13 protein-coding genes and 1 tRNA gene are annotated in these 13082 nt (G+C 69.4%); 8 read left to right on the top strand and 6 right to left on the bottom strand.

Annotated features, from left to right (window positions below; all coding sequences use genetic code 11):
* Positions 1-460 precede the first annotated feature (460 nt).
* Entirely contained in the window at positions 461-2101 is a 1641-nt protein-coding gene (locus tag Afe05nite_RS44975) for a recombinase family protein (protein WP_369077028.1), read from the top strand.
* On the opposite strand, the gene Afe05nite_RS26440 is transcribed toward Afe05nite_RS44975, so the two are convergent.
* Both Afe05nite_RS26440 and Afe05nite_RS26435 read right to left on the bottom strand, forming a co-directional pair.
* A tRNA-Val gene (locus tag Afe05nite_RS26440) sits at positions 2058-2132 on the bottom strand. The genes Afe05nite_RS44975 and Afe05nite_RS26440 overlap by 44 nt on opposite strands.
* 53 nt (positions 2133-2185) lie before the next feature.
* Positions 2186-2587: a TIGR02611 family protein gene (locus Afe05nite_RS26435; protein WP_203819910.1), complete on the bottom strand. Its 402-nt coding sequence runs from the start codon at positions 2585-2587 to the stop codon at positions 2186-2188.
* Positions 2588-2863: 276 nt separating this feature from the next.
* Between Afe05nite_RS26435 and Afe05nite_RS26430 the strand changes: the two genes are divergently transcribed.
* From Afe05nite_RS26430 to Afe05nite_RS26415, 4 genes are all read left to right on the top strand, one after another.
* On the top strand, positions 2864-3295 hold the full coding sequence (locus tag Afe05nite_RS26430) for an SsgA family sporulation/cell division regulator (protein WP_020514863.1): 432 nt from the start codon (positions 2864-2866) through the stop codon (positions 3293-3295).
* Between the two features lie 195 nt (positions 3296-3490).
* Entirely contained in the window at positions 3491-4345 is an 855-nt protein-coding gene (locus tag Afe05nite_RS26425) for a helix-turn-helix transcriptional regulator (protein ID WP_203819909.1), read from the top strand.
* A gap of 65 nt (positions 4346-4410) precedes the next feature.
* Positions 4411-4866 (top strand): RrF2 family transcriptional regulator, encoded by a 456-nt coding sequence (locus Afe05nite_RS26420; protein ID WP_203819908.1) that lies wholly within the window; start codon positions 4411-4413, stop codon positions 4864-4866.
* A 77-nt stretch (positions 4867-4943) separates the two neighbouring features.
* Positions 4944-5117, top strand: a complete 174-nt coding sequence (locus tag Afe05nite_RS26415; RefSeq protein ID WP_203819907.1) for a DUF4236 domain-containing protein — start codon at positions 4944-4946, stop codon at positions 5115-5117.
* Here the strand turns inward: Afe05nite_RS26415 and Afe05nite_RS26410 are convergent, their stop codons facing one another.
* A complete protein-coding gene (locus Afe05nite_RS26410) occupies positions 5118-5990 on the bottom strand; it encodes a hypothetical protein (RefSeq protein WP_203820055.1) in 873 nt (290 codons plus the stop codon).
* Positions 5991-6081: 91 nt separating this feature from the next.
* On the opposite strand from Afe05nite_RS26410, the gene Afe05nite_RS26405 reads away from it, so the two are divergent.
* Positions 6082-7830: a fibronectin type III domain-containing protein gene (locus Afe05nite_RS26405; protein ID WP_239118206.1), complete on the top strand. Its 1749-nt coding sequence runs from the start codon at positions 6082-6084 to the stop codon at positions 7828-7830.
* Positions 7831-8020: 190 nt separating this feature from the next.
* On the opposite strand, the gene Afe05nite_RS26400 is transcribed toward Afe05nite_RS26405, so the two are convergent.
* The gene (locus tag Afe05nite_RS26400) at positions 8021-8602 is read right to left on the bottom strand and encodes a TetR/AcrR family transcriptional regulator (RefSeq protein ID WP_203819905.1); all 582 of its coding nucleotides are present in this window, start codon (positions 8600-8602) and stop codon (positions 8021-8023) included.
* A gap of 101 nt (positions 8603-8703) precedes the next feature.
* On the opposite strand from Afe05nite_RS26400, the gene Afe05nite_RS26395 reads away from it, so the two are divergent.
* Positions 8704-9168 carry an SRPBCC family protein gene (locus Afe05nite_RS26395; protein ID WP_203819904.1) on the top strand — a complete coding sequence of 155 codons (465 nt, stop codon included), beginning with the start codon at positions 8704-8706 and terminating at the stop codon, positions 9166-9168.
* 105 nt (positions 9169-9273) lie between these two features.
* On the top strand, positions 9274-10839 hold the full coding sequence (locus tag Afe05nite_RS26390) for a GGDEF domain-containing protein (RefSeq protein WP_203819903.1): 1566 nt from the start codon (positions 9274-9276) through the stop codon (positions 10837-10839).
* 23 nt (positions 10840-10862) lie between these two features.
* Here the strand turns inward: Afe05nite_RS26390 and Afe05nite_RS26385 are convergent, their stop codons facing one another.
* Together Afe05nite_RS26385 and Afe05nite_RS26380 are read right to left on the bottom strand one after the other, a co-directional pair.
* Complete coding sequence (locus tag Afe05nite_RS26385; RefSeq protein WP_203819902.1) at positions 10863-11603, bottom strand: endonuclease/exonuclease/phosphatase family protein; 741 nt, start codon at positions 11601-11603, stop codon at positions 10863-10865.
* A 2-nt stretch (positions 11604-11605) separates the two neighbouring features.
* On the bottom strand, positions 11606-13063 hold the full coding sequence (locus Afe05nite_RS26380; protein WP_203819901.1) for a phosphatase PAP2 family protein: 1458 nt from the start codon (positions 13061-13063) through the stop codon (positions 11606-11608).
* Between the last annotated feature and the right edge of the window lie 19 nt (positions 13064-13082).

Raw genomic sequence — 13082 nt, 5'->3', positions numbered from 1 at the left:
CCTGGCCAGGACCGCCTATGGCTGACGCACCCCAGCGATCAACTCCGCGCTCCCGAGCGTCCAGCCGCCAGAATCCGATCACCGTCCGCCCACCACGCACCGCACCGCTACGCGACGAGGACCGCGAGCAGGCTGTCACCGCGCTCGCCGCGTTGATCGCCGAATGGTGGGAACGGCAACACCCCATACCGCCACCAGCCCAACGGACCCGTTCCCGGACGAGCAGTCCGGTAGAACCCGATCCCGGATGACCGCCACCAAGCTCAGTGCGGTCATTGCGAAGCCCCCGTAGACCTCCATCCAACCAGTCAACGAAGGCCGGTCCTGCGCATCTGCGCAGGACCGGCCTTCTTGCATTTCCGCAGCTCATAGCCATTCGCATGGCTTGACTACCGGCGCGGATTGACTGACGTTCAGCGATGATCCACCTCTCAAATGATCTTGAAAGGCATCGATAGATATGGCTAAGAAAACGCGCACCGCCCACCGAATACGGCAGATCGAAGAGGCGTTCACTCGCCGGGTAGCGATCTACATCCGCCGGTCCACCGACGAGGACAACCAGCCCTACAGCCTCGAAGCCCAGGAAACCAAACTGCGAGCCTTCGTCGAGTCCCAGCCGGGCGACTGGCAGATCGTGAAGATCTACTCAGACGACGCGTCCGGCGCCACCACTGACCGGGAAGAACTCCAGAACATGCTCCGGGCCGCCCGCGCCGGCCTGTTCGACACCGTCCTCGTCTATCGGGTCGACCGCTTCTCCCGCAGGCTGCGCGACCTGGTCGGCCTACTCGACGACCTCGCCGACGCCGGTGTGGCCTTCCGGTCGGCCACCGAGCCGTTCGACACCTCCACCCCGGTCGGACGCATGCTCGTGCAAATGCTCGGGGTGTTCGCTGAATTCGAGCGCGAAGTGATCATCGACCGCGTCATCGCGGGCATGGAACGCAAGGCCACGAAGGGCCTGTGGAACGGCGGCCCCGTGCCGATCGGCTACGTCAAGGACTCCAAGACCAACAACATCGTCGTCGTGGAGGCAGAAGCAGCGGTAGTCCGGCTCATCTTCGACCTCTACACCAAGGACCGGCTCGGCACCCGCGCCATCGCCAACGCGCTCAACGACCGCGGCCTGCGCACCAAACGCGGCAGAGTCTGGTCGTCGGCAGCGGTAGAAGTGGTCGTCACCAACCGCCTCTACATCGGCGAGAAGAGCTTCCGCGACATCACCGTCATCGACGCCCACCCCGCCATCATCACCCAAGATCAATTCAGCAAAGCCCAGACCATCCTCAACCGGCGCGGCGAGGAGATCGGACAGCGAGCAGCAAACCCGTCCGACTACACCCTCACCGGGAAGATCGCCTGTCCGCAGTGCGGCAGAAAGTACATCGGCACCGCCGCCAACGGCCGCAGCAACCGCTACCGCTACTACACCTGCTGGACCCGCAACCGGTACGGAACGAAACAGGGATGCGGTATCCACCGCTTCAGCGCCGACCACCTCGAGGAAGCCATCGGCCAAGCACTGATCGACTTCTACACCAGCGGACACGACGTCATCGATCAGGCAGTATCCGAGTTCCTCACCGCCCACGGCCAAGCCACCGGCAAGGTCCACGAAGAACTCGACGCCACCAAACGTCAGCTCAAAGAGGCGTCGATCGCCATCGACCGCTACCTCACCGCATTCGAGCGTGGAACCTTCGACGACCAGGACCCCGACGTCAAAGCCCGCCTGGTCGATCTACGCAAACAGACCAAACAGCTCCGAGCCGACAAGGCTCGCCTCGAATTCGAGCTCGACAAACCCCCGACCGGCCCCTCTCCCGAAGAACTCGCGCTGCTCCGAGGCCAGATCACCGAGATCATCCGATCGGGCGGGCACCGGGCCAGGAAGGCACTCTTCGAAGCCCTGATCGAGGACATCGAGATCCAGTCGGACGACAGCGTCATCCCGAGGTTCCGCATCCCGACCACGAGAGACGACGAATGGCTGACCCTGGAGTCAGCCCTTGATCAAAATCAGCCGGACGGTGCGGTTCGCGCACTGCCAACTATGGTGGGCGATACTGGGATCGAACCAGTGACCTCTCCGGTGTGAACGGAGCGCTCTCCCGCTGAGCTAATCGCCCTCAACTGGTGAGGTGACTCTACTAGACGGTGTGACTCCAGTGGTAATCCGGGGTCAGCTCAGCCAGTCGCGTGTCTGCTGGATCAGGTCGATGCCGAAGCTGAGCTTCACGGAGAGCCAGACGACGCCGGCCACGAAGATCATGCCGAGGATGCCGATGAGGGCTCGGACGCCGAGGTTCTGCCGGCCGATCCAGCTGGTCCAGGATTTGACGTGGTGCCGGGTGAAGTCGAGCAGTCGCTTGGCCCAGGTGAACTCGAGGGACCAGATGGCCAGGCCGAGGATCACGATCGCCCAGCCGGGGCCGGGGAACGGGATCAACACTATGCCGAGGGCGACGACGAGGGTGCCGAGAACGCCAATTCCGATCTTGAGGGCTAGGCGCCCGGTAGGGTTCGCCCGAATCTTGTCCAAAACGCCCACTGGTGACCGATCTTCGTCCGCTTTCGTACTCATTTCATCCCCCAGTGTCCCGGAACCCCGTCACCACCCGGGAGAAATGGACGTTACCGGAGTAAGTCAACTGCTGGACCACCCGACGCCGGGCGGAACCGAGTACTTGGGCAGAACAGGACAAGATATCGCTTTACGTCTTGTGCGAAAGGGTTTTCGGAACCGTCTTCCCACTACTGGGTGAGATCAGCGTATGGCGGAGCGTAACGACAGGGATCACCTGAGTATGGGAAACGCGGGGTTCACCAGCCTCGCAGCGGTGCCGGGGGGAGTTCGTCCATGAGTACCATTCGTCCAACGACCGTCGAGGTCGAGACCTCGCTGCGGTTAGTAGCGCCTGACGCCACGGCCCTGCCCGTGCGCGCCAGCCTCCGCTACGACCCGGCGGACCCGTATGCGGTCCATGTGTTGTTCCATGCGGAATCAGCCGGTGGGGAAGCCGTGAGCTGGTCCTTCGCACGTGAACTGCTCGTGACCGGGCTCGACGAGCCCGCGGGTATCGGCGATGTGAGGGTGTGGCCCTGGGCCACGCCGCGGGGAGATTTCGTGGCCCTCGCGCTGTCGTCTCCGGACGGCAACGCACTGTTCGAAGTACCCCGCAGTGTCCTCGTCCGATTCCTCCGGCGCACCTATGTCGTGGTGCCACGCGGCCGGGAATCAGAACATCTGGATGTGGATGCCGCGGTGAACCGCCTGCTCGCGGGCAGGTAGATAGAGCGGAAGAAGATATGACGACCCACGCGGACTCTGCCGGTCCGCGTGGGTCGTTCTTTTTCACCCGCTAACGAAAGAAAACCCGGACAAAGAACACGACAAAGGGACAATCGCCCGGGATTTCGATCAGATTCCCAACAACCAACCTTTTAGCACGTGCATCGTTGGTCATCGACAGTTACGGTCGGCGCGATGACCTCGACAAGAACGCATGTCACGGCGCTCTCGCCGCCCGGCTGGGCCGGCGTGGGCACGTGTGAGCTGCGCGAGGTCCAGCCCCTGCCGCCGGGGCGCCCGGCATTCCACGCCCTGCTGCTCACGACCGCCGGGCACGGCACGGTGGAGGTCGACTTCGAGGCGAAGGTCTGCCGGCCGGGAACCCTGCTCTGGATCCGCCCCGGCCAGGCACTCCGGCTCAAGCCGAACGGCCTGGCGGCGAGCGTCGTCACGTTCGACGGCCGGCTCGCCGGCGACCACTGGCGCGATCAGCCCGAGGCGCCCGGCTCCTGGCAGCTGGAGGGTGAGGACGAGGACGCGGTCATCAGCGAATTCGCCCAGCTGGCGGTGGACTGCGAGCGGCACCGCGCCGGCCCGCTCGCCGCCGACCTGCTGCGTCATCAGCTGGCCGTCCTGCTGCTGCGCATCGCCCTGCTGACCCGTCCGTCGGTGCAGGTCGGGGCGGAGGCCCGCACGTTCGCCCGGTTCCGGCGCCGGCTCGAGGCGGGTCATCCGCGCAGCCGCCGGGTGGAGGACTACGCCGAGGAGATGGGCTGCTCGGTGCGCACCCTCACCCGGGCGAGTCTCGCGGTGACCGGCCGCACCGCCAAGCAGGTGGTCGACGATCGGGTGGCGCTGGAGGCGCGCCGGTTGCTCGCCTGCACCCGGCATTCGGTCGCCGAGGTCGGCCGCGAACTCGGCTTCCTGGAGCCGACCAACTTCGGCCGTTTCTTCCATCGCGAGGCCGGCATGAGTCCGGGCCAGTTCCGCGCGGAGATGGGCGTACACAATGATGTGCAGGTCCCGAAACAGCGACGTCCCCCTGACTGACGGTAATTCCCATTTATCCATGGGGTATGTGCGGGTCGGCGACCTCGAGGGGGCATGATGGGTGAGTGCAGATCTCCGCGCGTGGTGATTACGCGGTCCGCGCCGCCCTCAGCTTGGCGCAGGCCCACCCGTCCCTGATGTCGGCCCAGGCGATCGCTCAGGACCAGGACATGCCCCGCAAGTTCCTCGAGGCGGTGCTCGCCGATCTGCGCCGCGCGGGTGTGGTCCGCGCCCAGCGCGGCGCCGAAGGCGGCTACACCCTGTCACAGTCCCCCCGGGACGTGACGATCGGTCAGATATTGCGAGCCGTCGATGGACCCCTCGCCGGGGTGCGCGGCCTCCGTCCGGAGGAGACTCGTTACACCGGCGCCGCGGAGAATCTTCCCAACCTGTGGGTGGCGGTGCGGGCCGCGGTCCGCGAGGTGGTCGACGAGGTCAGCCTGCAGGAGCTGATCAGCGGCCGGATGCCGGCCCACGTCCGCAAGCTGACCACCCGACCCGACGCGTGGCAGCCCCGCTGATCTCGGGAACGTTTGCGGAAATCCACGATCGGGAATCGAAGGCCCAACCAACCACGTACCCCGGAGGGACGTAGAAAATGGGCCTCCTCTTCCGCAGCCGCAAGAAGTTCGGGCCACTGATCCTGAACTTCACCGAGAACGGTTTCTCGTCCTGGAGCATCAAGATCGGCCGCTGGTCCTGGAACTCCAAGACCCGCGCGCACCGCGTCGACCTGCCCGGGCCGCTGTCCTGGAGGCAGAACAAGCGCTAGCTAGCGCTTGATAACGACGTCCCCGCCGAGCCGTCCAGCCGAGGGCTCGCGGGTGACGTCGCCCGAGTCGACGAGCGTGTGCAGCACCCGGGTGGCGTCCGCCGCGCGATAGATCGTCTCGGTCAGGGCGAAGGTCCGCAGGTCGGTCACCGTCGCCGAACCGACCCGATCCAGGTGGGCGAGCAGCTCCCGGCGCAACGGCCCGGGATGCGGCGTCAATGAGATGTCGATCAGGTGCCGGTCGGGGTCGCCCGGATCGCGGTAGCGCACCCCGGCGAACTCGTCGACCGCCCACAGTGCCTCCTTGAAGCCTTCGAGGCTTTTGCCGGAGGTGGTGGCGAACGCCAGTAACTGCCCCGGTTCCTCCCCCGTTGCCAGCTCGACCGCCGTGAACAGCGGCCAACCCGCGCGATAGGGCGAATCCGAGACCCCGGGCGGCAGCACGAGCAGAACCTCCGCCGGCTTCCCGGCGGTCAGCGCGGCCACCGTGGTCACCGCGGGCGGCTCACCCGCGCTCGAATCCAGATAACCCAGCAGCGGTACGCGGTGAGCACCGCCCGCCTTGAGGGCGACCGCCAGCCGCTCGTCGGTTCCGCCGGACACCGCATGCACCGGCAGCCCCGCGTCCCCGAGCACGGCGGCGACCCGTTGCCGTACCGGTTCGACCTGCTCCCCCACGAGCAGCATGGACAGCTCGCGCCCGCGTACGAAATCGGTCTGTTCGGCCAGCACGCGCGCCGCCGCCTCGGCCGAATCCCCGCCGTCCGCATCGGCGTAGCCGTGCGCGTAGGTCATCCGCCGGCTGCGGTGCAACGCGGTCGGAGCCCACGCCTCCAGGTGCCGGACCAGCAGTTCCCGCTTAACCGTCGCCATCACGCTCTACATTGTCGGGCCAGTCGTCCAGAACAGGCTGCGCTACCCCGAGGGTTGTACCTAGGGTGTTCAGTCGAGCACTATGGGACACATGCCTTCGGCCACGACTGCCGACCTCACGCAACGCGCGCAGACATTGACGTCCGCGGGCGACCTGGTCGGTGCCCAGCGGGTGCTCGCCTCCGCACTCGACCCGGCCTTTGCGACCGATCCCCAGCTGGCCGACGCCGATCTGGCGCTGGCCGCCGCGTTGCACGCCCGCATCCTGATCGCGCTCGGCGACGCGCACGGCGCCCGCCAGTGGGCGGCCTATGCGCACCAGGCCGAGGAGTCCCTGCACGGGCCGCACGACGACCGCACGATGGCCGCCGCCGCCACCCACGCCGCGGTGCTGCAGCGGGTCGGCCACTTCGGCCGGGCCGCCCAGGTCTACCAGCGACTGGTCGCCGCGCTGACCGCGCGCGACGGCGCCGACTCCCCCCGGGTCCTGGCCGCCGAGGCCGACCTGGCCATCGCCGAGCACGCGTCCGGCCACTGCCGCAGCGCGCGCGACCGGCTCGGCAACGCCTGGGCCCGGCACCGTGAGCGGCATGGCGACGCGTCCCCGGCCGGCATCAAGATGCTGGCCCGGCTGGGCGCGATGGAGCGCGAGTGCGCCCTGGACGCCGAGTCCCACGAGCACCTGGCGCTGGCCCAGGAGCTGTGCGCGCGCTACCTCCCGGCCGACCACCCGCTGGTGCGCCAGGTGACGAGGCTGGCCGCCGCCCCGTCGACCGGCCGGCACGTGTGCGGCCGAGTCGAGCAGTCGGCCGGTCCACAGGAGGCCGGTCCACAGGAAGCCGCTCCGCAGGAAGCCGCTCCGCAGGAAGCCGCTCCGCAGGAAGCCGCTCCGCAAGAGGCCGGCCGGCAAGACGCAGCTCCGCAGGAAGCCGGCCCGCAATACGCCGGTCCACCGGACGCCGGTCCGTGGACCGCCCGCCCGCCTCAGCACGACGAAGTCGCCGACAGCGGACCGCCCACGGTCCGCCAGGTGCCGTTCCCGCGCCGCCCCGGCGTGCCCGACCCGGGCGGCGAAGGCTTCCCACCCGAGACCGACCCGCTGCGGCCGCCACCCGACAACCGCCCGACCGACCCCAACGGCACGGTCTACCAGCAGCCGCTCTATCTGGCCGACGTCCACCAGGCGCCGGGCGACCTGATGGGCCGGCACGCCCGTGCCGACACCCCGCCGCCGATGCCCGGCCAGTTCACCGGTTTCGGCCCCGACGGCCGCCCGCAGCCGATCGGTTCCGCTCCGGCCGGCGAGGCCCTGGAAACCCCGCCCAACTCCGAGCGCCTGCTCCCGGTCCGCACCGACCGCCCCGCACGCGGCCCCCGCCGGCAGCCGTTCCTGCTGGTGGCGGTGCTGATCGCGGGCATCGCGGTGGCCATCGCGATAGTCGCCCTGACCCTGCCCGACGCGAGCGGCTCGGTCAGCCCCCAGCCCACCGCGGCCGCCCCGACCTCAGCCGCGGCCCTCGCCCCGAGCAGCGCCCAGCCCTCCGGCCCGGCAACCGCCCCACCCTTCGGCGACCCGGGCTCCCCGACCGGCGTGAAGCTCAAGGACAATCGCGACAGCGTCGCCCTCACCTGGATCTACCCGAAAGACGCCGAGGGCCCCGTGCTGATCTCCGGCGGCCGGGCCGGCCAGCAGCTGCGAGCGTTCCAGCAGCTTTCGGCGGGCACCTCGGACTACATGGTCTACGGCCTGAACGCCACCCAGAACTACTGCTTCACCGTCTCGGTGGCCTACGCGACCGACCGCATAGCCGCCTCGTCCCCGGTCTGCACCCGCCGCTGACCGCGGATTCGGTGCCGCGGCCCGGCCGAGCCCCGGGAACGGGTGGGCGGGCGAAATCTCCTCGGTGGCCAGATGGGTTCCGGTCACCGTCAGGGGCCGTCGGATGTCGTACTCGGACGAGCCGTCGAGCTTCCACCCCAGTGCCGCACAGGTCACCTCGAGCCTGCCACCTGGCGCCAAGACGGGCCGCCTACCGATCAGCGGCCGGCATTCCCGCCCCGGCAAGCAACAGGTCCACAAGTTCCTCGGCGCGCGCACGATCGAGGGGACGTCCACCAAAGGTCACACCCAGATGAACTGATCCGACCACGGCCTGCATGAGCAGCTCGGGATCCACCGCGGGTCGGATCTCACCCCGGGCCCGAGCGCGGTCGATGATGTCGCTGCTGCTTCTGAGACGGTCACGCCAGAACGTCTCCCGTGCGGTCGCCCCGTCGGCCGTCGACGTCGTGCGGGCGACGCGGAGCAACGCGCCGCCGATGGGCGACCTGACGAACGCGTCCAGTGCCAGGATCAGGGCGACGAGGTCGCCGCGGAACGAACCGGTGTCGGGTTCGGGAACTCCGCCCGCGGTCTGCTCCTGGGCTGTTTCCAGCAGCAGCGCCTCCTTCGTCACCCACCTGCGATAGATCGACGTCTCGTGGACCCCGGCGCGGGCCGCGACGCCCGCGATGGTCACGTGCTCCACACCGGCGTCCGTCAGCTCGGCTGCCGTCGCGTCGAGCACAGCTCGGCGGACAGTTTCGCCCCGGCGGCGGGGCTGCTTCGTCATGACCTCGAGCTTACGCAAGTCATCTTGCGATATGCCCCGGGCCCGACTAGCCTCGGCCTATCGCAAGATGACTTGCGATAGAGCACGATCGGAAGCGATATATGTCAGAATTTTCTGAATGGCCGGACTCCTTTCACCCCGACCAAGCGCCGGTCTTCGCGCACAATGAGATCGTCTCTGTCCGCCCCGCCGGTGACCTGTGGCCGGCACTGGTGCGAGCAGCCGAGTGGCCGGCCTGGTATCCCCATGCATCCGAGGTGCGCGGAATAGCACCGGGCGACGAGCTCGTGCTGGGCTTGACGTTCAGTTGGAAGACCCTCGGCGTGCGCGTCACCACCACGATCACGGAATTGGTCCCGTCCCGGACGCTCGCGTGGCGCGGGACGGCCCGTGGTTCCCGGGGCTATCACCGCTGGGCCCTCCACCCGACGACCGACGGTGGCTGCCGGATCGTGACCGAGGAGGTCCAAGCAGGACCCGTCCCCACGCTGCTCGCCGCGCGGCTGCGCAACAACCTCGTCACTTTTCACCAGCAGTGGCTCGACGGCCTGGTGGCCCGGGCTTGAGCGGAGCCCAGCAGACTGCTACCGGCCGGCAACCTTTCTGCTCCGGGCCTGCTCCCGGCCACCGGCACGATAAATCGTCACGGCCCCCGGCAGGAAGCAGGCGATGTGACGACGAAGGCGGCGGAACGCGATGACGTCCGTGCGGCCTTTGCGGCTGCCCTCATCCGGCTCGAGCTGCATGGGGTGAGCCGGTTCCGCGACGTGCGCGGGCCGGCCGCGGAGATCGAGGAGCAGGCGCGCGCGGCGGGCGACGAGGAGGCCGTGCAGCGGGCCGCGCTGTTGCGCGCCGACGTGCTGCTGCGGGAGGGCCGGATCGGCGAGGGTGGCCGGATCGCGCATCAGGCGCGGGCGTGGGCCGAGGCGCACGAGAGCCCGTTCGTGCTGGCTCGGGCGCACCGGGAATTGTCGATCTTCTACCGTCTCGTGGGCGACATCTCGGATTCGCTCACCCACGGCGTGCAGTGCCTGTCGAACCTGACTGACGACGTGCCGCCCGGCATCCGGGCCCGGCATCTGATGACGCTCGCGGTGGCGCTCGACGACAGCGGCTCCATCGAGGAGGGCGCCCGGCGGTCCAAGGAGGCGCTACGGATCGCCGAGGAGATCGGCGACGGCGAGCTGGCCGTGGTGCTGCTCAACAACATGACCTACACGGCGTACGAGAATGGCGATGAACCCGCCGCCCGCGCCCTGGCCCGCGCGATGGAGGTGGCCTCGATCCGGTCGGGGCGGCCGTTGGCCGCCAACGAGCTCGACACGGTCGCCCGGGTCGAGATGATGAGCGGCCATTACGAGACGGTCGAGCGCAAGCTGGCCGGCGTGCTCGGCGGTGGCATCCCGGTCAACGAGGGTGACGCGGCCGCCGAGTGCATGCTGACCCTGGCCGAGGCGCGCCGGCTGGCCGGGCGGTTCACCGCCGCGCAGGCCGTGCTCGACCGCGCGATCGTCGAGTGCGAGGCGAACGGCCTCGGCCGACTGCGGGCGCGGGCGCGGCAGGAGCAGGCGGCACTGCACGCCGCGCAGGGCGACTTCGAGAAGGCGTACGCCGAGCATCTGCTCTTCCATGCCGATGCCACCGCCCTGCACTCGAACCAGCGGGAGGCGCGCGCCCGGGCCCTGCAAGCGGTGTTCGAGGCGAACGAGGCGCGCCGGGCCAGCGAGCACTTCCGGGAGATGGCCCACCGGGACGCGCTGACCGGCCTCTACAACCGCCGGTACGTCAACGAGCGGCTGCCCGCCCTGCTCACCGAGGCGGCCGCCAGGCGCAGCCCGGTGTCGGTGGCGATCGCCGACCTCGACCACTTCAAGCGGATCAACGACACGCTCTCGCACGCCACCGGCGACGCCGTCCTGCAGCACATCGGCACGCTGCTGCAGGAGGCGGCGGGCGGCCCGGTGATCGCGGCCCGGATGGGTGGCGAGGAGTTCCTGCTGATCTTCCCCGGCATCGACGGGGCGGAGGCGCAGAAGCGGTGCGAGCTGCTGCGCCTGCGCATCCGCACGCACGGCTGGCAGCCGATCACCGGCTCGCTGCCGGTGACCAGCTCGATCGGCGTGGCCACCACACCCGACGGCCGCACCACCGTCGCGGCCCTGCTGTCCCAGGCCGACCGCAACCTGTACGCCGCGAAGCGCGCCGGCCGTGACCGCGTGGTGGCCGACCCGGCCTGAGCCCGGCGCGACCGAGGCCGGCCTCACAGGTCGAGTTCGGCCAGCAGGGGGTAGTGGTCCGACGCGTACTCGGTCTCGTCCCCTCGTAAAACCCGCAGCTCCCGCACTCGCTCGGCGACCGCGGGGTTGCCGAGGACGTAGTCGAGGCGCATCGCGCCGAATTCGCCGCCGCCCAACCCGGTGGTCGGCACCGTGTGGCCGTCGCCGGTGCCGGCGCGCTGCCACAGGTCGAGGAGGCCGCCGCTCTCGAAGGCGGCCAGCCCGCGGGTGTCGACCGTGCCGTCGCTGCGCAGGTGGCGGCGGTGGTAGCGGGGGTCAAGACCGGCCAGGGAGTGGTGCTCGTGCGGGCTGAGGCCGTTGAGGTCACCGGCCAGCAGCACCAGTGGGCCGGCGGCGTGGAATCGGGCGGCCAGCCAGGTCGCCTCGCGACGGCGCCGTTCCGGGGAGAACGGGTTGAGGTGGGTGCTGACCAGGGTGAGATCGCCGACGGTCAAAGCCGCGGCGGCATGGTGCAAGCGCCACCTGACCAACTTTTTCCGAACAAATTCGGTTCGTGACAGCACCGCTACCGGCTGCCCGAAAACGGAGCGGGCGACAACGCCGGTCAATCCGAGCGGGGCGCCGAAACGGGCGAGACGCTCCTGATCGAAACCACGCAACTCCTGCAGGCACAGCAGATCCGGGGCGAAGCGCCGCAACACCGAGGTGAGAGCGGGAAGCCGGTCGCCGCCGCCGGTTCGAATGTTCCAGGTGATCAGCCGCATCGCTACGCGGCCACCGGCTCGGCCACGGCGTGGGCTTCCTCCCGCGCCTCCGTCACCGTCTCGGCGTGGGCGTTCGGACGCACCGTGAACCACAGCACCGACAGCCAGCACACGGTGAGCAGCAGGGCGCCGGCGACGTCGGTCGGGTGGTGCATGCCGCGGTACATCCGGGACAGTGCCACCCCGGCCGGCATGATCACCGCCAGGGCCACGAAGATCCAGCGCGACCAGTGCTTGACGCGGCCCAGCACGATGATGGCGATCGCCGCCCACATGCACATGGTCGCGGCGATGTGCCCGGACGGGAACGACGACGTCGGCATCCGGCCGTCCATCTGCTCGACCCCCGGCCGGGGCCGGCCGGTCGCGGCGGCCGCGGTCAGGAACAGGGTGAGTTCGCCGACCATGGCCAGCACCAGGAACAGCACCGGCCGCCACCGGCGCCACAGGGCAAGCGCGAGCGGGCAGAAGATCAACGAGATGAGCAGGATCGCGTGGGTGTCGCCGGCCTTGCTCCACAACCAGCTCAGGTAGTCCAGGCGCTCCGTGCGGAAGGTCTGCAGCCAGCGCGGCACCCCGTCGTCGAAGGGCGGGTTCCACTTGGTCACCATGGTGCCGAAGGCCCACAGCAGACCGAACGTGAGGGCCCATCCGACAAGGATCTCGGCGCCCTTCGCCCACGGGTGCGGCAGGACCGCCTCCTCGGCGGGGGCCGGGGCGAGGTCGGTGGCGGCTTCCGGTTCCAGACCCTCGGTCAGCGGCCGGTCGGCCTGCCCCGCTTCGCGGCGCCACACCCGGAAGGCGTACGCGGTGATGCTGATCCAGGCCAACCCGAGAAGCCAACCGGCGAGTACGTCGGAGAGGAAGTGCACGCCGAGCGCGATGCGACTGAGCCCGATCGCCACGATCACCACGGCGGCGACGCCGATCAGCCACCGCCGTTTGACGAGCGACAGGAAGACCAGGGTGAGGCTGCCGTAGACGATCGTCGAGCCGAGGGTGTGCCCGCTCGGGAAGCTGGCGCCACCGCCGTACGCGATCGGGTCGGCGACCACCGGCCGGACCCGCCCGACAAGCGCCTTGAGTGCCGGGTCGAGCAGCAGCGCGCCGAGCCCGGTGACGCCGAGGTAGATCGCGAGCCGGGGCAGCCGCCGGATCAGCAGCAGCACGACCATGACGACGACCAGCGGGATCAGCCAGCCCGGCCCGCCCGCCGTGGAAACGCCCTTGAGCGCCGCGACCGCCCACGAATGCGGGGCGACCAGGCCGTTCAGCCCGTCCGCGATGGACTGGTCGAGGCGTTGCAGCGGGGTCCACCGGTAACGCACCAGCAGAAGCAGGGTGCCGAAGCCGAGGCCGGCCGCCACCACGGCGAGCAGGCCGAGGACGCTGCGTTCGGCGAAGTGCCGGAGCGGCGCCCAGCCGGTCCGTTCCGCCATCTGGTTGTCGTCGACGGTCATGGGCGAGCAGGTACCCGAA

This window comes from Paractinoplanes ferrugineus, from assembly GCF_016862195.1.
GTDB classification, from domain to species: Bacteria; Actinomycetota; Actinomycetes; order Mycobacteriales; family Micromonosporaceae; genus Actinoplanes; species Actinoplanes ferrugineus.
The sequence above is the reverse complement of the archived record's forward strand: the minus strand, read 5'-3'. Positions and strand labels throughout refer to the sequence as shown.